The organism is Brevibacillus ginsengisoli, assembly GCF_050113715.1.
GTDB classification, from domain to species: Bacteria; Bacillota; Bacilli; order Brevibacillales; family Brevibacillaceae; genus Brevibacillus_H; species Brevibacillus_H ginsengisoli.
The window spans coordinates 121,186-141,987 of record NZ_JBNJQR010000004.1; the positions used below are offsets into that span (position 1 = coordinate 121,186).

The 20,802-nt window shown below is 44.0% G+C and carries 17 protein-coding genes; 1 reads left to right on the plus strand and 16 read right to left on the minus strand.

From position 1 onward, the window contains the following. Positions 1-148: 148 nt before the first annotated feature. Positions 149-1,345 (minus strand): TolC family protein, encoded by a 1,197-nt coding sequence (locus ACQCN2_RS10055; protein ID WP_426928776.1) that lies wholly within the window; start codon positions 1,343-1,345, stop codon positions 149-151. 232 nt (positions 1,346-1,577) lie between these two features. Between ACQCN2_RS10055 and ACQCN2_RS10060 the strand changes: the two genes are divergently transcribed. Beyond that, positions 1,578-2,231, plus strand: coding sequence for a YigZ family protein (locus ACQCN2_RS10060; protein ID WP_426928777.1), 654 nt, complete (start codon positions 1,578-1,580; stop codon positions 2,229-2,231). A gap of 84 nt (positions 2,232-2,315) precedes the next feature. On the opposite strand, the gene ACQCN2_RS10065 is transcribed toward ACQCN2_RS10060, so the two are convergent. The 15 genes from ACQCN2_RS10065 to ACQCN2_RS10135 all read right to left on the minus strand — a co-directional run bounded on the left by ACQCN2_RS10065 (position 2,316) and on the right by ACQCN2_RS10135 (position 20,669). Continuing rightward, on the minus strand, positions 2,316-9,014 hold the full coding sequence (locus ACQCN2_RS10065) for an S-layer homology domain-containing protein (protein WP_426928778.1): 6,699 nt from the start codon (positions 9,012-9,014) through the stop codon (positions 2,316-2,318). Positions 9,015-9,203: 189 nt separating this feature from the next. After that, positions 9,204-9,767, minus strand: coding sequence for a hypothetical protein (locus tag ACQCN2_RS10070; RefSeq protein ID WP_426928779.1), 564 nt, complete (start codon positions 9,765-9,767; stop codon positions 9,204-9,206). Positions 9,768-9,921: 154 nt separating this feature from the next. After that, the gene (locus ACQCN2_RS10075) at positions 9,922-11,043 is read right to left on the minus strand and encodes a glycosyltransferase family 4 protein (protein WP_426928780.1); all 1,122 of its coding nucleotides are present in this window, start codon (positions 11,041-11,043) and stop codon (positions 9,922-9,924) included. 30 nt (positions 11,044-11,073) lie between these two features. Then, positions 11,074-11,796, minus strand: coding sequence for a WecB/TagA/CpsF family glycosyltransferase (locus tag ACQCN2_RS10080; protein WP_426928781.1), 723 nt, complete (start codon positions 11,794-11,796; stop codon positions 11,074-11,076). Between the two features lie 161 nt (positions 11,797-11,957). Continuing rightward, a complete protein-coding gene (fabZ, locus tag ACQCN2_RS10085; RefSeq protein WP_426929042.1) occupies positions 11,958-12,368 on the minus strand; it encodes a 3-hydroxyacyl-ACP dehydratase FabZ in 411 nt (136 codons plus the stop codon). A gap of 202 nt (positions 12,369-12,570) precedes the next feature. Next, positions 12,571-13,089, minus strand: a complete 519-nt coding sequence (gene pgsA, locus ACQCN2_RS10090; RefSeq protein ID WP_426929043.1) for a CDP-diacylglycerol--glycerol-3-phosphate 3-phosphatidyltransferase — start codon at positions 13,087-13,089, stop codon at positions 12,571-12,573. A gap of 190 nt (positions 13,090-13,279) precedes the next feature. Further along, positions 13,280-13,528, minus strand: coding sequence for a DNA-directed RNA polymerase subunit beta (locus tag ACQCN2_RS10095; RefSeq protein WP_426928782.1), 249 nt, complete (start codon positions 13,526-13,528; stop codon positions 13,280-13,282). Positions 13,529-13,557: 29 nt separating this feature from the next. Next, complete coding sequence (locus ACQCN2_RS10100) at positions 13,558-14,427, minus strand: flagellar hook-basal body protein (RefSeq protein ID WP_426928783.1); 870 nt, start codon at positions 14,425-14,427, stop codon at positions 13,558-13,560. A gap of 19 nt (positions 14,428-14,446) precedes the next feature. Beyond that, entirely contained in the window at positions 14,447-15,427 is a 981-nt protein-coding gene (locus tag ACQCN2_RS10105) for a flagellar hook-basal body protein (RefSeq protein ID WP_426928784.1), read from the minus strand. Positions 15,428-15,470: 43 nt separating this feature from the next. After that, entirely contained in the window at positions 15,471-16,487 is a 1,017-nt protein-coding gene (gene mreB, locus ACQCN2_RS10110) for a rod shape-determining protein (RefSeq protein ID WP_426928785.1), read from the minus strand. Between the two features lie 96 nt (positions 16,488-16,583). Beyond that, positions 16,584-16,868, minus strand: coding sequence for a sporulation transcriptional regulator SpoIIID (gene spoIIID, locus ACQCN2_RS10115; protein ID WP_426928786.1), 285 nt, complete (start codon positions 16,866-16,868; stop codon positions 16,584-16,586). A gap of 215 nt (positions 16,869-17,083) precedes the next feature. Beyond that, entirely contained in the window at positions 17,084-17,818 is a 735-nt protein-coding gene (locus ACQCN2_RS10120; protein ID WP_426928787.1) for a peptidoglycan DD-metalloendopeptidase family protein, read from the minus strand. Between the two features lie 88 nt (positions 17,819-17,906). Next, complete coding sequence (gene spoIID / locus ACQCN2_RS10125) at positions 17,907-18,908, minus strand: stage II sporulation protein D (RefSeq protein ID WP_426928788.1); 1,002 nt, start codon at positions 18,906-18,908, stop codon at positions 17,907-17,909. Between the two features lie 85 nt (positions 18,909-18,993). Then, complete coding sequence (locus ACQCN2_RS10130) at positions 18,994-20,172, minus strand: aminotransferase (protein WP_426928789.1); 1,179 nt, start codon at positions 20,170-20,172, stop codon at positions 18,994-18,996. Continuing rightward, the gene (locus tag ACQCN2_RS10135) at positions 20,169-20,669 is read right to left on the minus strand and encodes an Lrp/AsnC family transcriptional regulator (RefSeq protein ID WP_426928790.1); all 501 of its coding nucleotides are present in this window, start codon (positions 20,667-20,669) and stop codon (positions 20,169-20,171) included. Before ACQCN2_RS10135 ends, ACQCN2_RS10130 begins: the two co-directional genes overlap by 4 nt. Positions 20,670-20,802: the final 133 nt, after the last annotated feature.

The window sequence follows — 20,802 nt, forward strand, 5'->3', positions numbered from 1 at the left end:
TTCCGTCAAAAGTTGCGGTGCCTAGAAAAAATTTTTTAAAAAATTTTTCCAAGAGTCGCATTCGTTGATATGATGCGCTTTTACGGCTCTTAAATCGTATTATAGAGTTAGGCTACAGATAAGTCATCGACAATCTTTTTCCAGTTGTCTAATTACCTAGAGCATTGTCGAATTTGATAGCCGCTAGATTGTAATTATGAAGGGCTTGCTGGTACTGATTCTCTTGAGTGGAGAGGTCTTCCTCTGCTGTAATTACTTCCAGTGCCGTCGCCAACCCATTCTCGTAGCGAAGATTTGTCAAACGATAGTTTTCGGTTGCCGCTTCTTTCGCCTTGCGGTAAGCCTCTATAGATGTTTTGGCAGCTTGCTGACTGTAGTAGGCTTGCGCTACCTCTACTTCAATCCCCTTTTTTTCGTCTTCCAAAGAGATTTTGGCTTTTTCCACACTGTTCACAGCCATTTCACCTTGATATGTTGCAATCGAGAGATATTTTTTAATCATCTCCACGTTAAGATCTGCGATTTTAATTTCTTCTTCTCTTTGCACAATCTCAGGGCGCTGTTTCAAAGCTGTATCAACCGCCTGATCCAATGATGGTTGGGAAGACTGAGTTTGACGATCATCGGTTTTAAGCGTCCACTTACTATTGATATCCACTCCAATGAACTGGTTCAAGAGCATACGATTGACTTCCACAGTGGATTGGGAAACGGCCAACTGCGCTTGAGCCCTAGCAAGTCCTGCTTCCGCTTGCAACACCTCGGTTTTAGCGCGCGTACCCACTTTAAAAGCGGATTGCGCCACTTTCAATTGTGTTTCGGCGCGTTTCAGGCTTTGCTGTTTGAGTTCCAAATCATTCTGTGCGTTCAATAGATCATAGTAAGCTTTCTCGGCCCCAAGCTTCACTCCGCTTTCAGTGGTTTTCAGGAAGAGCTGATTTACCTTTTTAGCAGAGTCGGCTTTGGCGCTGTTAACATACTTGGTGGTCGCCAGGTCCAGATTATCGATATAATCCGATGAAATATCTTTTACTTTCGCATAAACCAATCGAGAATTAAGATCGGCGGAGTTGATATCAATACGCAGTGAGCGAATACTGGAGTTTGTTTTAAGTGCTTGCTCAACTGCCTGGGACATTGTTAACTCCTGCGCTACAGAATTTGACGCAGTTGAACTTGGTTTTGTTACACTGGAATTTACTGGTTTCGCCGCATCCGCTACTGTTGCAGTTTTTGCTGGTTGAGGTTGAGTGGCAGAAGCCGCCCAGGCAGCGTTGGAAGAAGCTATTACTGCTGTCGCCAAAGCCAGGGATAGCATCGCCTTTTTGGAATATGGAAAATTCATTACATTCACTCCTTTATATAGAAAAAAGGTTTTTTATCAGGAGAATCTTACCATCCTCACTATAGCATAGGTTAAATCCGGGTTAAACACTTGTTTATCCTGTGATTGGAATTTTGAACGTTGGATAGCGATTCGCCTTACAGAAGAATTACGTATATTAGACGTTCCGGATTTCAGATCTGTTGCATCTTCGGAAAAAACTGGCTATGCTTTGACATGAGGTGATGCTCGGATGCTAGCGCAATATAAGACAGTTGCCGGATATGGTGAGCGGGAAATTATTATTGAACGCTCCCGATTCATCGGATACGTAAACCGTGCCACGACAGAAGAAGAAGCTGTCGCTTTCATTAACTCCATCAAAAAGAAGCATTGGGACGCAACCCATAACTGCTCCGCATTCGTAATTGGAGAAAATGATCAAATTCAACGCTCCAGTGACGACGGAGAGCCTAGCGGAACCGCAGGGAAGCCCATTCTCGAGTGTATAAAAAAAAATGGACTAAAGGATACCGTTTGTGTCGTTACGCGCTATTTTGGCGGGATTAAGCTAGGTGCAGGCGGACTGGTCCGCGCTTATACCCAAGGGACTGTAGCGGGTTTAAAAGGAGCAGGAATCGTCGCTCATATTCTCCATCAGGATGTGACGATTACGGTAGACTACCACTGGTGGGGGAAAGTCGAGAATGAGCTTCGCATCGGACATGAGCGTGTCGCTAATACGGTGTATACGGATAAGGTGGCCGTTACCGTGCAAATTTCCAACGGTGAAGAGGACGCCTTTATCGAGCGTATGACCGATTTGACGAACGGACAAGCCGAGATTGTACGCGGGGAGAAGAAGTATGTAGAGGTGCCGTTTGAGGCGGTTGGGGATGACGAGTAGAACAGTTTACTTGCATTATGTGTGCATTATGTGAAAAAGACTTCCGAGGAGTTTGAGCTCCAAGGAAGTCTTTTTTGGGTAAGATTAACGTACTGAATTAATTGGTGGTAAAGTCTTCAAATCTTTCATGATGTTAGCCATTATGATGGATGCATCTCCGCGCAACAAATATGCACTTGGTTCGAAAATGTAGCCTTTTTTCGGATCTTTCTCATCAACCGGCGAACCGTTTACATACTTCTTCTTCGCGATCGAAAGTACTGCTGATCTACTGTACGAAGAAACTAAATTGTAATCCTTAAACAACTTCTGTAAATCTTTAGTAACTTTTGCAGGATCGGTATCTTGTTTCAGTTGTAATGCTCGAGCCAAAATGACTGATGCATCTTCACGGGTAATTGGTTTTTCTGGTTCGAATATGCGTGGTGAAGATCCGCGTAATATACCCATGTTAGCTGCCGTCTCGATATAACGATAATCGTACAGGCTGTCGGATGTATACGCCAATGGTACATCATCGAAGTTCAAATGATCCGGATCGAAGTTCAGAGGAATTTGCAACGCACGTACAATCATGGCAGCAAATTCTCCACGGGTAATGTTTACATCAACCCCGAATTCATTATCTCCTTTTGGCTTTAAGATACCTTTTACATAAATTGCTTCGGTATGGTTACGTGCGTAGCTATGCTGTGAAATATCGTTAAATGAATTAGACAGCTTAGCTACTACATAATATCCAAATCGGTCAAAGTTAGCAATAACTTGTCCTTTCTTCGGATCTACTATACCTCCAATATCGGTCCATGTTTTCTCATCAGGATCGAAACGGAATACGGTAATCCACATAGACGCATCCGCTACAACGTTTTTGTCATAATTCATCTTGATCTTACCTCGTTGAGTCGGAACAACCATCAAATCATCTTGGCGCTTATTGAAGTTCGGCAAGTCTGAAGATGGAAGCTGGTGAGGCAAGAACCCTTCTTTTACGTCATCGTATGCTTCTGTATCTTCATTATCCGCTTGTCCGCCATCAATCCAGTACATTGGACTAATTTGGATGAAATGCTGTCGATCAAAGGAAGCTTGCAACAATTGCTTACCAAGTGCTACATCGGTTCGGAAGCTAGATGGTACTTGTTGATAATCATAACGGTCGACTACACCGTCTTCCGGATTCGCGATACCAAAGAGTAACGAATGGTCTGCGTAAACCTGAGTTTTGTACTTGTTCGGGCTCTTCGGATCCATCCGGCGCAGGTAGGTGTCTTTCGGGAAAGTGAGCTGAACTGCTCCATTAAAGACGTTGTGAGCGTTTTTCATCGGCTCCATCCATTGAGCACCAGGAATCAAATCTTGTGCATACATGATGTCAAACGAACCTGTTGTTTTCTCCGCACCTTTGGTAATCGTGAATTTAATGGTGTTTTTCTTATTCGGCTTCAGGTTCATTACAGTCGCTTTGAAGACGTCTTTGTATTCTTTGTCACCGTCATTATTCTCGTCGAAGTCAATTTGTTTCGCCTGTACCTTGTCAACTAGTACAGAGTCAGCTCCTTTGGCTTCAATTACAACTTCCACGTAGTTACGGTTGATGGAACCGGCCAACTCTTGCTTGGTTGGGCGCAAGATGGTATACGGCATTACCTTGGAAGAAATCTCAAGCGATTTCGCCGCATATGGACCAGATGTTCCGGCATTGTACACTCGGATGGAATATACAAGCTTCGTTCCATCCTTTGGCATTTCCTGATTGCTGATGACAAACTCAAAGTCTTGTGTACTTCTCACATAAGAAACGCTCAATCCAGAAGGTGTGATGTTAGACCCACTATTATAGGTCGTTCCTCCGTCATCCGAAAAACGCTTGGTTAAATCCCAAGTCCACGTAACCCCATCATTACGTTTAATCTCCAAGATGTAGTTAGAGGCTTGCGGAGTAGCTCCAGATTGAAGCGAAGCCAGTTTGCTTTCAATGATAGAACGGTTAGTTCCCAAGTCAATGAAATCGAATGCTCCATATACATTCAATTTCTTCTCTTCTGTTGTGTAAATTCCATCAGCACCTGGGAAGCGCTTCGTATCCTTCTTCGGCTGAGTGAACTCGATTGGGTAAGGATAAATATCTTTACCGTCAGCTGGAAGCTTAGGAATGTTGGTTGAACTTATGCGAATCGTTAATTCCTTCTTATAAATATCCTTATCCTGAGAGTTAGGACCATTAGATTTATACAAGAAGAGAATTTTGTTTTCTCCAGCCTTCAACTGATCATAAATAGTTGATAATGGAGTATCCGTCTCATCCACGATAAATCGATTGGGTTTGGCTGGACTCTCTTGCATAAGAGGTACCTCATAGTTATTTACATACAAGTAAAGCTTTTGTTTGGCGTCACCTTTTTTAAAGAGAGCTGTATCTTTAAGATCAACATTGCGGAGTTCCCCACGCAATTTACCCAAAGCCTTCACCATAATATTATTGACCAAAGTATTACGGTCTTCCGTCGTATCCCGGTTAATGACTTGTCCATCATACATCGTGTCGAAGTTCACATATGGACCGGAGACATAGTTCACTACTCGCTCAATTGTGTACGTACCTGAAGAACCATTGTTATTGTAAGTAAAGGTAAACTTAAGCGTTTGGGTTCCGCTAAAAGGAAGTTCCTTCAGCATAAGAACAATCCGTTTCACATCGTCTTTGCGATTATCACCCGTAACGTCTTTGGTCGAGTCATATTGGTCGTATGCTGCTTTCGCGTCACCATTCGCACCAAACGTTTGGTATGTTTCAAGATATTTATACACGTTTGATGAAGTAGATGCATTTGCATTATACGACGTTAAATCAACCGTATCCCCACTTAAACTTGTCGATGTGATTTGTACATCAAAGTTATTTGGCTTTGCCGGGTCTTGGGTATTGTTTTTAGAGACATCTGTATACAGATCACCTTGACCTGCAACCAAGTCATCCTTATTCGAATCGACAACCTGGAACTCAAGTGCAAACGGAGTATTATATATGGATGTATTATCCGTTAATCTTGAAAACTTACCAGATGCCGCTGCGGAGCCTAGATTCAATAAATCTGCTTGTGTAAGTGTACTGCTTACCTGTGGTTTCGCCAAGAAGTTAATGTCATTCAGGAATGGCTTGTTCGGCAATTCCAAGCTATAACTTAATTCGCCCTCTTGTGTTCCCTGATAGTCAGCAGGTGACAGAGTTGTATTAATGGCGCTTACTTCGACCAAATACTTGGTGTTGAAGTTTCTAGCGCTAGCAGGCAGGAATCCACCCGGTGCAGTGATATCAGGATTGTAAGATTCAAACTGGAACACATAGTAAGGATCCGATTCCTTATAGCTTTCCCCCTTAATTACACGAAGCTTCACATCAGTCATCGTAGTAATAACCGTTCTGGTTGCCGCATCTCGGAAGACGAGCTTCGCTTCATAATTGGGAACAACCCCATTATCATCAATTGCCACGAAATTCGGATCAAGGACTGAACCGATGAGGTTATTTACATCTGGTTTCGGTGAACGCGGATCCCCGTCAAACGTGTTACCCAACAGAACCATCGAGAAACGAGTATCCGTTGCCGCTAAAGATCCTGTTATCGGCAAGTTATTCACTGGCATTGACGCACCACTGGTTGTCATCGGATACGTACCGTTTAAAGAAAGGTAACCATAGTCATCGAAGAAGGAATCACCCTTGGTTTCGATTCGGACACGCATCATCGGGTTGTTACCAGGATTACCTGGCCAGTTAAGGCTTGTTTGTAATCCTAGTTCAGGAAGTGTGGCGCGATTACCATTTCCTGTACCGTATTTACCTTCCACAACGATATTACTGTTCACACTACTTGGTGAACGGCGTAGGTCTCCTTTAGGGTCTTGGAAATAAACCTCAATGGTCTCGCCCTCGTCTACTTTATAGGTTCCAGTAGTGTTCGGTACAATAGTTGCCTTGATAATGGAAGGCTTCGTACTGTCAAATGAACCGGCAACGAAGTATCCCAGGTTACCTGGCATAAAGCTTACATTACCAGTCGGTGTGTTTAAGCTTCCTGGAGCACCTAGACCTAGTTGGCCTTTTACGGTAACATTTTGTCCACTATTGTTTATGTTTGAGGTTGTTTCGGTAGTTATACGTTGAACTATTGCTCCATCAGGCAACAAGGCATTCGGTGGTGAGAGCAAATTCAACATCGTTGTCTTGTTGGTAACATCTTCAGTTGCCAATGCGTAGAACGTCTTACCGCCAGATGTGATTTTGATACGATCGTTTCTTTTTACACTGTTTGTATTCGTAAAGGTACCACCATTAATCTTTAACTTCACTTTACCGTCCATACCGACACGTTGATTGCCGTTAACGGTAATAGCTCCGAGACCAAAAGAATCTGAAGCAGTCGCTGTAACTTGTTGAATTACCGTATCATTGGATAGGACCTTTCCGGACAATCCCAAAACAGGTAACATCGACACAGATGTGTTAGAAGACCCGTCACCAAGTTGAGACTTGGTAACACCGTCAGCAGATGCGTACGGCAGTCCAGAAATTACATATTCGTTACCTATCTTCAAAAGATCTCCAGATGAAATCGTGTTTGGATCAAAACGAACAACATTACCTTCACTACCAACATTTAAAGAGAGTCGAGCATTTGCTTGGGTTACAGTTCCATTAAACGTTGAGTTGATCTTCTGCTGTCCAATGGTACGACCAGTATCATCACCCAGAGATTCAGCGCCAGCTTTGGCAGCATAACTTATCTTAAACAAGTCATCTCCAGGATTAAAGGTGGTACCTAGAGGGGCATAGACCTTTAAAGAACTTCCTGTCGGTGCTGGAGTTTGGGCAACAATCGCATAAATTGATCCAAACTTCACGAGGTCACCAGCAACCAATCCAAGATCCGTTCCGATAGGCGCTCCATCTTGGCGACGCATAACGATTGTATATGAATTATCTGCATTAGGAGCAGTAGGAGGTACAGATATCTCTACCTGACTTGTAGCATCTACAACAGGGGTCGCTGTTTCAGTTGCCCATAATTTCGCATCTACAATGCGTGCATTTTCGTCGATTACCGTATCCGGCATACCAACTACATGAACCTGTTCTCGCTTGGTGCCTGGATTTAACGTTCCGGCTTCTCCATACAATACCCAGCGTTGCTTCGCATTGGCATCGTTGATAGCATTCGTTGCAGTCCCATCGTTTCTGTAACCAACTAGTAGAACGTCACCCTTGGTTAACGGTGATTCATCACTTCGAATAACTAGTTCATCATAGGCTGTCGGGTTCTGATCAATCGTAAGAGCTGCCCCAATTCCTGGCGACCCATCTTTTGCTGTAAGATTCTGCTTGAACAAGATAAACGGCTTCGTAACATCTGAACTACTAGGTGTTGCTGAAGTATTAGACCATGCGCTACGGAATTTCTGGACATCAGCTGAACCTAAAGTAATTGTAAATACGGTGTTGGTCGCATTCCAATCCCCAATTGTCTGGTTACTGTTAGAAGGGTCTCTGGTATCAAGTGCGGGAACCTCCAATACTTTCCCTGGAGTACCTGCTTTCTCACCTTTAACATAGTAGAAACGCATCAACTTGTTAATATCATCAGCCGTATACGTTCCACCATTGTTATCTACTGCTTTATTGAATTCAATAACAATTTGTTCTTTTTCATCAACGTCATTGGTAATTGTACCAGTAGGCAAGAAGTCCTTTGCTTTCATGTAAACGGCATTTACACGAAGAGGAACTTGGTCTGGAGTATAGCTGTTCGGAACGATTACTCGGCCTTGGAGCTTTACGTTGTCTCGGTTGTCTGTTGAGACACCTCCGATAAGTCCTTGGAAAACTGAGAATGGGGAGTAATTACGCAAGCTCTGGGATTTGGTTTCACCAGGATCAACTGATTTATCATCAATAATCCCATCTCCGTCTTTATCGTACATTAACGTCAACTCTTCATTATAGAACGTGACGTCCCCATTATAGTAAACCAAATCACGATACGTTTCTGCATACTGATCATCGTTTTGCAAAATAAACTGCAAGCGATTCTTCCCTTTAACTAAGTTTAATCCAGAAGTAATAAAGCTCGAATCAGTGGAAGAAACAGATACTGTAACACCCTTCTTCTGACCGGTTGTTACATCAATTACGTTAACAGTAACTTGCTTTACGTTAGGTGCGTTCCCTTTGATAAAGATCGTACCATTCGAAAGGTTGCTCACATACTCAGGTGTTACTACGGTGTCGGATTTGTCTTTGATACGAAGTTCTTTACCGCCAGAACCACCGAAAATAGATAAGTTCGTAATGTTAGGAGCATCGATATAGCTAATGTACACGGTTTGTGTAATAGTAGCCCCACCGCTATTCCCCGAAAATGTAACGCGGTTTAGTCCCGGAAAAAGCTTAAGTCCAACCACATTCATCTTGGACCCGTTGATCAGGATACCTGCCTTGGTACTTGTTGTCTTCTGATCAACACGTGGTGGATTCGTATTCGGATCAACGATTTGTTCAATCACGTAAGATACGCTTCCACCATCTACATTATTGAGGGTTGCGCTCAAATCGATTTTGGAGCTGTTGTTTTCGTAAGGATTTTTAATCCCAGTACTATTTAACTGAGAAATATCAAAGTCAATATAGTTCTCGGCATACGCTTTTCCCATTGGAAAAGATGTGACGAGAGTGCCTAGTACCATCACAAAGGATAGCAGCACCATAAACGCTTTCCTAACCATGTTTCCCCTCCTAAAATTTTTCTACGATTCATCTCACAATTCTATAGCTACTCTTTTCTGTATCGGCAAAAAGTAGGCTTCCTGTTAGCTTGTCTCGACTAGATGTGACAATTTTTTTGACGATGTTACTTCCGGCCTAAAAAAATAAAAAGCCACTCAACGGAGTGACTCATACACTAAAGGTTTAGATTATTGATTTGCGATCGCCTTTTTGATTAGTTTCACATCTGTTTCGAGTTGATCGACTCGACTAACGGTTTCGTGGGTGAGTACTTCTTGTTCCGTGTTATGTGCGACTTGAGCATAAATGATGTCCAGTTTCTTGTGAATGGAACTAATATCATCTTTGGTAGCCATTGTCTCTTTGATCACGGAGACATCCTGTTTCAGTTCGATAAGGTCGTGTTTAAGCCCGCCTACTTCACCTTGCAAATCACCGAGTTCCAGCTTAAGTCCACTTACTTCTTCTTTCAATCCACTAACGTCTTCCTTGAGCTTACCTACATCTTCTTTTAACCCACTGACGTCTTCCTTGAGCTTACCTACGTCTTCTTTTAACCCGCTGACGTCTTCCTTAAGCTTACCTACGTCTTCTTTTAACCCGCTGACGTCTTCCTTAAGCTTACCTACGTCTTCTTTTAACCCGCTGACGTCTTCCCTTATGTCCGTTACTTCTTCTTTTACAATCTGCCGTACGTCCGTTAATAATTCACTTTTAAAATTGTTCAGTAGTTCTTGGAGCAATTTTTCCATAATCCTTCGCTCCTTTACCATTGCATTTAGATAATCTTATCATCCCACAAGATAGTAGGGGAGTTCCAATTTTTCTTAATGTCCTAATAAAAAAGCCACTATCAGGTGAAACGACCTGATCAGTGGCTGTGTGTTTAGTAATCCAGTTCTTCAATTACTTCTTCTCGTCTCCGAACCCTTTGATACGTCGATAGGTGTTGATCACCGGACGATATTTACGTCCAATCAAGCCTATTACCTCGCTTACCATATGAATGGCGAAGATCATTACACCAAGGATAATCATCGAGTACCAGAAGGCTGGTTTGGCCTGCGTGAAGACGGTCGAAACCTTGGTCAGCAGGATTGCTGTACCCCCGAAGAAAATACTGATTCCGTAAATCACCATCACAGAAGCTCGGTGGGACAAGCCCATTTTGAGCATACAATGGTGGAGATGTCCTTTATCTGGTGCCGAAATCGGCTGTCTATTCACAATGCGGCGAATAATAGCAAAGAACGTATCCCAAAGCGGTACGCCAAGCACAACAATCGGAATGATAAAGGAAACAAACAACGCTTCTTTAAAGCCCATAATCGAAAGTGCCGCTAAATTAAAGCCTAAGAACAACGCTCCGGTATCGCCCATGAAGATGCGAGCCGGATGGAAGTTAAAGTACAAGAAGCCAAGAATAGCTCCCAAGAGCACAAAACAGTAAATGGCCACATTCGTATCTTCCATAATCAAGGCCATTACAGCCATAGTCGCTGTCGCAATTGCGGATACACCTGCCGATAAACCATCCAATCCATCGATCAGGTTGACCGCATTGGTTACACCTACAATCCAAAACATCGTGATTGGAATAGCCAATAAAGCCAGCCAGCCATCAGAGAAGTCAATACTATTATCTCCGAACGGCAAATGGACTACTCCTATTTTCAATCCGAATGGAATAACTACCACAGCCGTTCCAATTAACTGACCAAGCAGCTTCCACTTCGGAGACAATTGAAATTTATCATCTAACATTCCTGTTATCAAAACAATGGTTCCACCAAGAAAAATACCTAACATCTCAGTCTTGGTTTGATATGGCACGAACAAGAAAAACGACACAACATAACCCAAGTAGATCGCTAAACCACCCATACGCGGCATAATTCTCGTATGCACCTTACGATGGTCCGGGGAATCCACTGCTCCAACTTTTTCCGCCAGGCGCTTTACATAAGGTGTAGCAATAAAAGCGATTACTAACGAGGTTAAGAACCCCAGGATATTATCGACAACCATTTTGGTTCTCCTCTCTTATCACATCAATCGCTATCGTTTTTTGTCTTGTAACACTGCTAGTATAAAGCGAGGTATCGCTAACTGTCTTTTCCAACGGGACGGTTGCTTCATCAAACGATACAACCACTCGAGGTGAAGTTTTTGCCAAATCGATGGAGCGCGCTTCACTGTACCGGCCAGTACATCAAAACTGCCTCCAACTCCCATGGCCAGGGAGACTTGCAGTCGATCCCAATATTTCGAGATCCACACATCTTGTTTCGGTGCTCCGAGTGCCGTAAATAAGATATCTGCCTGACTCGCCGCTACTTCCGAAGCGATCTTCGCTTCTTCTTCCGGTGTAAAGTAGCCGTCTATCGCACCTACAATTCTTGCATTTGGATATTTATGAGCTAATTCTGTGGATGCGCGTTTGTTTACTTCAGGTGAAGCTCCAAGTAAAAATACCTTCCACTCATGTTTGTTGGCTTGTTCCATTAATCCTTCTAGTAGCTCAATCCCCGTGACCCGTTCTGTAATGGGGTAATCAAGGATCTTGGCCGCATAGACAATTCCTATACCATCAGGAACGACATAGGCTTGTTCTACGATCTGCCGGAACTGTTGATCTTCATTGGCAATCATCACAACTTCAGGGTTGGCCGTCACTACATGTGTGCGCTCCCTTGATTGGATTCGGGCGGTTAGATCTGCCACCGTCTCATTAAAGCCGTTTGTTTGAAACGGTACACCGAGAATTCTAACAACTTTCACGTTACCGATGCCTCCACCCTTCACTACGTATATGACGTTGTCACGAAATAAAAATGTTTCACCGTAGACATTCTACTCCAAAAGAAAAACACATTCAAGACAAATTCCTCATGTCGGCTCGAATCACCAACATTTTTCAGCTTGTCTGAATGTGTTTGATCTTATTGCAAAGCAAACATTAATTCGCCTTCTGCTACAATTTTACCCGCTACACGAGCTATACCGTGGCCTTTTCCAATGGAACCCCGCAATCGGGTAAGCTCTACCTCAAGCTCCAATGTATCGCCTGGTTTTACTTGTTCCTTGAAACGGAAACCGTCTACTCCCGCAAGCAGGCCGATTTTACCCTTATTTTCTTCAATACTTAGGACAGCAACCGCACCAACTTGAGCCAACGCTTCAACGATTAAAACACCCGGCATTACTGGATAGCTAGGAAAATGCCCTTGGAAAAACGGCTCATTAATCGTTACGTTCTTCAACCCAACAGCTCGTTTGCCCACTTCCAGTTCTATAATGCGGTCTACAAGCAGGAAAGGATAACGATGGGGAAGGATCTCCTGAATTTGCATGACGTCATAAACAGGGGTAAGGTTCAATTGTAACATCTCCTTTTATCTAAATAATGGCGTGTATGAGTTTATCCACTTCAACTTATGCTATGTGTAGTCCCCTCTCCAATTCCTTGGAGAACGGGGTTGAGATATAGGAGCACTTCTTCTCGGAAGTGCTCTTCTCTATATTTTCCATAAAAGTCTTACGAAACCATAATGCTTATAAAACGCGATTTAGCAACCTGAATTTTACCAGATAAATAGCGCTGGTCACAAATGATAACGCAATGACAATCCATAATACCAGTTCACCATCGTTCGAACGGAACATAAGCAGAGTAAAAGCAAGGTAAAACAAGACCGTCGTCAGCTTTCCAAACGCATTGGCGGGAACTGTTTTCTTACCGCGAAAGTGAAAGATCGCGGCGGTTATAATCATGCTAACGTCACGAACGAAAAAGAACAACGCTGCCCATAAGCTTATCCGATCGGTTAAAAAGAACGAGATAATGACAGTAAGCATCATCAGCTTATCCGCTAATGGATCCATCATCTTGCCAAAATCCGTAATCAACTTATAGGTACGAGCAATATAACCATCAACAATATCCGTGATGCCCGCAAAAATTAAGATGAAATAGGAGATCTCCAAATGATACGGTCGGTCAGAAAAGAAAATATATAAGTAGATAGGGATTAACATGATGCGGAAAACGGTAAGCGCATTCGGTACATTCACCATTTTATCCCTCCACAGTTCTGCCAATCAGGTTAGAAGTGATTTTTTTCCAGCAAAAAAACCGCTTTATGTATTATACTCTGTTATTTCAATAAGCATCAATAAAAGAATTCAACCTCAAACTATGGTGCCTATATAAAATAAGAAAGAGCTCTATGGAGCTTGTCTCCGCAAGAGCTCTTCAAACTACTTATTTCCCAGCAAAAATCAAATCATACATGTGCTTATACGTCTGCAGGCTCAAAACTTCAGAAACAGGTTGTTTCCCAATGACGCTATAACCTATCGCCAATCCTACGACCAACGAAAAAAGCAGGAGAAAGGGAACCAACATTAGCTTTGCTAGGACGCCAGCCCATGGTTTACGTCTTCTGTTAGCAGAATGCTTGTCGTCTCCCTGCTCTTCCGCAGAAAAGCGACGACCTTCACTTTGGACCATTCCAAATTTCCTCCGTATTGAGCTTCAAATTATCGACTGCGAATCGAATTCGCTATGCCCATCATCTGATCCGCAATATTGACCGCACGCGAGTTCATTTGATAGGCTCTCTGCGCGATGATCAATTGGGACATTTCTTGACTCATGTCGACGTTGGACATCTCCAATGCCCCTTGACGAATTTGTGGTTGAGTCTTGTTCGAATTGAATTCAGGTCGATTCGGGTCATTCAAGACACTCATGACATTCCCTGGGTTGGTTTCCCCATTCGGCAGCTTAATCGCGTATTCATTATTGCCAACTGAAACATACTGATCCGGATTCGGAACTTCCCACAAAGGAATGCGAAGTCCACTCGCGCGATCACCATTTAGCGAAATAACACCGTTAGGTTCCACCTTATACTGCTTGCTCTTAGGAATCTCAATGGCAATACCACGGTCATCCACCAGAACATCCCCAGATGAGGTTACAAGGTTGTACGAACCTGTGGGATCCGCTTCAGAATTCACCTCATGAAACGCACCATCACGCGTTAAACGATATTCTTCCCGCTGCAGAACGCCATTGCCATCTAAAATGCGATGACTAACGAGAAAATATCCGTCTCCCTGGATCATTAAATCGGATGGAATATCCGTAATTTTAGCAGACCCTTGCGTAGTGTCCAGTTTCGTAAGCCCTACTTTTATTCCGCTTCCTATACGAAGGCCCGCTGGAGAAGTACGATTTTTATCCGTATAGGGTTGTTCTTTCAAGTTATCGACCAACAACTCCGAAAAAGTAACTCCTCTACGCTTATAGCCAATCGTGTCAACATTCGCAAGGTTATTCGAGCTATTGTCAATCGCTTGCTGAACACTGCGAAGTGCCGCAGTAGAAATGTTAAGGGATTGCATCGTCGTTTACCTCTCCTCTCTACCCACTAACACGGCCGATTTCATTTGCCGCCTTTTCCAGAGTCCCATCAATTGTTGTAAGTACACGCTGATTGGCTTCATAGGCGCGAAGCACTGTCATCATATCGGTCATCGTCCGGTTAGGGTCAACATTCGCCCGCTCAACCCAGCCTTGGCGAACCGCATAATAACCGTCGTAAGCAGGGTTGTCGTCAGCATTGGTCGGCTGCCCGTCCCCCGCCCAACGAAAGACGTTGTTTCCTTCTTTTACAAGCTGATAAGGATTGTTCACCACTTTGAGTCCAATGCGGGCTGGAGTTCCATCCAGTTCCTTTAGTTGCATTAAAGGCTCGCCAGGAGAGTTTGGATCAGGTGCATAGATCGCGCCAGTTTCCGTAATCTTTAGGGTGCTGCCAAAATTGACCTTTGTCCCGTTACCCTGAAAATCAATATTGTTGACGGCAATAGGCACACCGTGTCGGTCCAATACGTTGTATCCATCCGGCGTTACCAAATATCCTTGTGGATTGACAGAAAAGCTTCCATTCCGCGTATAGCGAATATTGGCCGGATCTACTGGTTGAAGCGGGTTATCCGTTTTGGCCACAGCAAAAAAGAGACGAGGCTGAACTTCCTTGCCATTCACCACGAGTTTATTATTCGGATCAACCGGTAAATTATCGGTTAACGCCAAATCGTAAGGCTGTTTAGTTTCTTCAATATCCCCTTGCGTAAAAATCGGCAGCGCTTCAGGCATAAAAGCTCCCGTATGCAATTTGCCAATTGGCACAGGTTGTCCTGGAAGTGTAGGCCATCCTTGTACATCCGGCCCTTCTTTGTCCCGGATACGAGAGAGCAGTTGTTCAGGAAACGCACGAATGACTCCCTCTTCTTCCTTGTAGCCGGGAGTATTAATATTCGCGAGATTATTAGATAGTGCTTCCTGACGACGCTGCAAAGCAAGCATACCAGATGCCGCTGTGTACAACCCTCTAATCATTCGTTTCCCCCCTGCTCATTCTCAAAAAAAGCCTTATCTTTTATTATCGGGAAAAGAACTTGCTTTTTTTATAGGAAGGTACGCGATCAAGGTATTCCAGCATCATGCCTGTACCCTTCGCCACACACATCATTGGATCTTCCGCTACTAAAACAGGGACTTTAAGCTCGTCCGCCAACAGGTTGTCCAGACCATGCAAAAGAGCACCTCCACCTGTAATAAACACGCCTTTATCAATGATATCGGCAGATAATTCAGGAGGTGTGCGTTCCAAAACAGATTTGGCAGCTTGTACAATCGCACTCGCAGACTCAGCCAGGGCTTCCTGGATTTCTGCGGAATGAACCGTAATGGTTAGTGGCAATCCTGTCACCATATCTCTACCGCGAATATCCATTTCATCCTGGCGTCCACTAGAAACTGTTCCAATGTTCATCTTAATATCTTCTGCAGTACGTTCACCAATTAATAGTTTGTACTTGCTTTTTATGTACCGCATGATGGCGAGGTCAAATTTGTCGCCGGCGATTTTAATGGAAGAGGAGGTGACGATATCTCCCATCGATAGTACAGCCACGTCTGTTGTACCCCCACCAATATCAACGACCATGTTGCCAGATGGTTGGAAAATGTCCAGGCCCGCTCCAACTGCCGCCACTTTAGGCTCTTCTTCAATATATACTTCACGCGCTCCTCCGCTTCGCTCTGCTGCTTCACGAATGGCTTTTTGCTCTACTGATGTAATGTTCGTCGGGCAGCAAATCAAGATGCGTGGGCGAGCAAACATGCTTTTCGCGCCAATTTTGATAAGAAAATGCTTAAGCATTGCTTCCGTAATCTCGAAATCAGCGATGACTCCATCACGCAATGGTCGAATCGCGACAATGTTCCCCGGCGTACGACCGACCATGCGGTGTGCCTCATGTCCTACAGCCAGAACCTTTTTTGTTTGATTATCTATAGCCACTACAGACGGTTCGTCAAGAACGATTCCTTTCCCTTTGACGTAGACTAATACGTTCGCTGTTCCTAAATCGATACCGATATCTTTACTAAACATAAGGGCCTCCCTGTACCATTAACATTGCTACATCTAATAATAGGATGATTTTCGTGGCAGGACAAGGAAATCCTTTAGAAAGATAAGACAATTTGACTATACACTTTCTTCTTGCTCCACCCTCACTTTTTTGCTTTTCCGCTTGTACTTGATTTTGGTCGCTTCTCCTCCCCGTAAATGTCGAATGGCTTTGTGGTATTCAAGAATCTCTTTTACCTGGTTCGCTAGTTCAGGGTTAATCTCTGGCAACCGCTCGGTCAAATCCTTGTGCACTGTGCTTTTGGAAACACCGAACTCTTTGGCGATCATGCGAACCGTATTGCGTGTCTCTACAATGTATCTCCCTATCTTGATGGTTCGCTCTTTGATGTAATCGTGCACACCCCTCGCCTCCCTTATCGGAATTGTCTGTTACAATATATGGGTAGGGGCGGACACATATTCTACGTTTCCAAGCCTGACAAGCTGACAACTCCAATTCTTTTTTAAAAAGGCGTGTACAACTCGCTTTAGCATTGAAAAAATTGAACGAAAAGGTGCGCACTGATCGAATAAAAGAAAGATACCTGCCGTTACGACAGGTATCTTTGCATGTATTATCGAGTTTGGGTAGGTTCTTGCGAAAGGAATTGAGTTGGGTTCACCGGATTGTTGTCTACACGAACTTCAAAATGCAGATGGTATCCAAGTGATTTCTCAAATACGTTACGGCCTGCTGTACCGATTTTCTGATCGGCAGTTACTTGATCGCCCACTTTGACAGAGACTTTCTCCAGGCTTTGGTAAACCGTAACCATTTTGTTCGCGTGTTCAATTTCCACAATATTTCCGACGAGTGGATCTGGATCGACTTTTGTCACTTTTCCGGCTAATGAGGCTGTAACATCAAAGGACTTGCCATCTGTGGACTTGATATCGATCCCTGTGTGCGGAATATAGGAGTCATCGTACTTCACGAGTGCGGAAGCTTGTTTCTCCTTGCTTTCCTGATCATCAAAGAAACTCATGCCTAATTCATACTTCACGTTCTTGGCAACTGGCCAAGAAATTGGTTGAGTTGTACCGCTTACAGGTACTGCCTCTGGATTCTTGTCGGTTAGAGCTTCATGGTCAGTTGTCTGTGGAGTGGTTTGCGACACACCGTTAAACAATTGAGACTTCTCGAGAATTTGGTTCGTCGCATTTCCTTGATACCACATCACAATAGCGAGAATGATTGCTGCAGAACCGATGTAGATTGCTGGAAAAGCCCACTTCTTACCCAGGAATGTCTTCCATGCTGATGCTTTCTTAAAAGGAATTGGTTGATTTGGATTTTTTTGATCTTCCATTTATTATCACCTCATCCCTCAGTATCGCCAGAATTGTGACGTATAAACCTGAGAAACAAGGGAAAATTAAAAAAATGTATTTTTGGGGTTATCCTTTTAAGACATTCTGATAGTTTTGCAGAGAGATTCCCTGGTAGAAGTACTTGACGATCTGCTCCGCTTTTTTCCCTAATTTGGCCATGCCATTCGCTCCCCACTGGCTCATCCCCACACCGTGTCCATAGCCGTGAGTCGTCACCCAAATCTGATTGCCGTCCCGCTCCAAAGTAAACGAGGCGGAATTCAGTCCCAATCGTTCCCTCGTCTCCTTGCCGGTAAACTCCTTATTTCCAATTCGTATCTTCGCAATTCGGTTGCCTGTTGTTCTCTCCAGAACCGTATACCAGCTTTGCCCAGTGCTTGCTGCTTGGTCCAGACGAACTCCCATTTTCTGTTCAAAGTCTTGGATCGATAAACTTATTTTTTCCTGATATCTAGGCGATTCACGATCCCACGGGCTTGCTACACTCCGCAGATACGGAATGGCTTGATTCCAGTACTCCTCCGCATTCTCGGTAAAACCATTACTGGTGGAAAAAAAGGTCGCGTCAATAGGTTCCCCCTTGTAAGTCAGAACCACTCCGGAGGTTTCCTTCACCGCTTCGGCAACTCGTTCTTTTTTCCATTGATACAGATTGCCCCATCTCTCCTTCAGCTGTTGATCATCGAGATAGGCCTGATGCTTGATCGTATCTACGACTTGGGCCCCTTGTGGAGCGTCGTCGATTTTTCCTTCCTTCAATCGGCGGATGATATAGGTTCTTGCTGCCAGAGCTTGGGCTTTCAGCGCTTCAAGTTCGAACTCGGCTGGCATCTCCGCTGAAACAACGCCTTCAATATACCTTTCTAAAGGGAGCGACTCAATCTGTTTTTTCTCGGTTCGGTAGACGGCCACCTTAATGGGATGATTGTCTAGTGTATGCGTCGGAGGGTTCTTCTTAACTCCCGGAGTTGGGCTCTCATTGGGAGAAAAATAGAAAACGAGGGAGGCAGGCATGATCACAAGGAGAATCGGAAGTATGATGACAAGAAATAGAATGCTTCGTTTCATAAAAAAATCATCCTCCTAAACGTTACTGGACAAACTGACCATTACAGTCTATGTAACCGTTTAGGAGGATAGAACGTAACAAGAGTTAGGAGAGTCGAGAAACGAAGCGGCCGATTCGTTCCATGGCTTTATCCAGCTGTTCTAGTGAAGTCGCGTAAGAACAACGAATATGTCCAACGCCGCTCTCGCCAAAAACATCTCCAGGCACAACTGCCACTTTTTCCTCTAGCAGCAATTTTTCCGCAAAATCATTGGCGGATAAACCCGTTGATTGAATAGATGGAAAAGCGTAGAAGGCTCCTTCAGGCTCATGGCAGGCGAGACCGATCTGGCGGAATGAATCTACCACGAAGTTGCGTCTCTGTTTATAGCTCTCAACCATTCTCTCTACGTCATGCTGACCATGGCGAAGGGCTTCGAGTGCCCCCATCTGTGCCATCACAGGAGCACACAGCATGGTGTATTGATGGATTTTTAACATTCCAGCCAAAAGGTCAGGAGGCGAACATATATAGCCGAGTCTCCAGCCAGTCATAGCGAAAGCTTTGGAGAAACCGGAGATTAAGATCGTTCTCTCTTTCATTCCTGGCAAGGAAGCGATGCTCTGATGCGATTGATCGTACGATAACTCGGCATAGATCTCATCGGAGAGAACGAGTAAATCATACTTCTCGATAATCGACAACAGAGGCTTCCACTCTTCATGACTCATCGTGCTGCCTGTTGGATTATTAGGGTAACAGAAGATAATCGCTTTGGTCCGGCTCGTGATCTTGGCTTCCAGCTCTTCCGCTGTTAACTTAAAGTTATGTTTAGCTGAAGTACGCAGAAAAACAGGTACACCGCCAGCCAAGCGGATTACAGGCTCATAGGAAACATAGCATGGCTCAACAATGAGAACTTCATCACCGGGATCGATAATCGTGCGAAGCGCAATATCAATCGCCTCACTTGCCCCTACCGTCACAATCACTTCTGTCTCCGGGTGATAAGAAGTGCCAAATCGTTCTTCCTGATAACGACAGATTTCTCTGCGCAGCTCAATCATCCCAGCATTAGAGGTATAGGCTGTATATCCGCGCTCAAGTGATGAGATACATGCTTCTCTCACTCTCCAAGGTGTCACAAAATCGGGCTCACCCACTCCCAATGAAATGACACCTTCCATCGAAGCGGCAAGGTCAAAAAATCTGCGAATTCCCGAAGGCTTCAATTCCGATACTGTCTGAGACAATCGGCTTTTGATAGACTGTTGCTTACTCATGGAGAAACCACCATTCTTCTGTCATCATCCCGATCTTCCAGAATAATGCCATCATGTTTGTATCGTTTCAAGATAAACGAAGTAGCTGTAGATACTACAGATTCCAATGTGGCCAGCTTCTGTGAGACGAAGTTCGCCACTTCAATCATCGTTTTGCCTTCAATAATGACCGACAAATCATAGCTCGCGCCTGACATGAGATAAACCGCTTTTACTTCAGGAAAACGACTAATTCTTTGGGCTACCTCATCAAAACCAACGTCACGCTTAGGGGTCACTTTTACATCAATCATCGCTGTAACGAACGGATTATCGTCAACCTTCTCCCAGTTAACAATCGCCGGATATTTGACAATGACTTTCTCTTCCGTCAACGCTTGGATTGTACGTTCTATCTCCTCAGGAGTAGTGGCTAACAATCGAGACATTTGCTCAACTGAGAGTCGACTGTCCTCTTCCAATAGACGAAGCAATTCTCTTTGTTTCTGTTTGTCCATTCTCTCACTCCATCCTGATCAATATCTAATAGACATCGTACAAATTTTACTGCTGAACGTCAGAAGATTCTAGTAAAAAACATTTTACAGGGAAAAGAGCTTCGTCCCCTGTTTCGCTCTGTGGAAGCTCGCA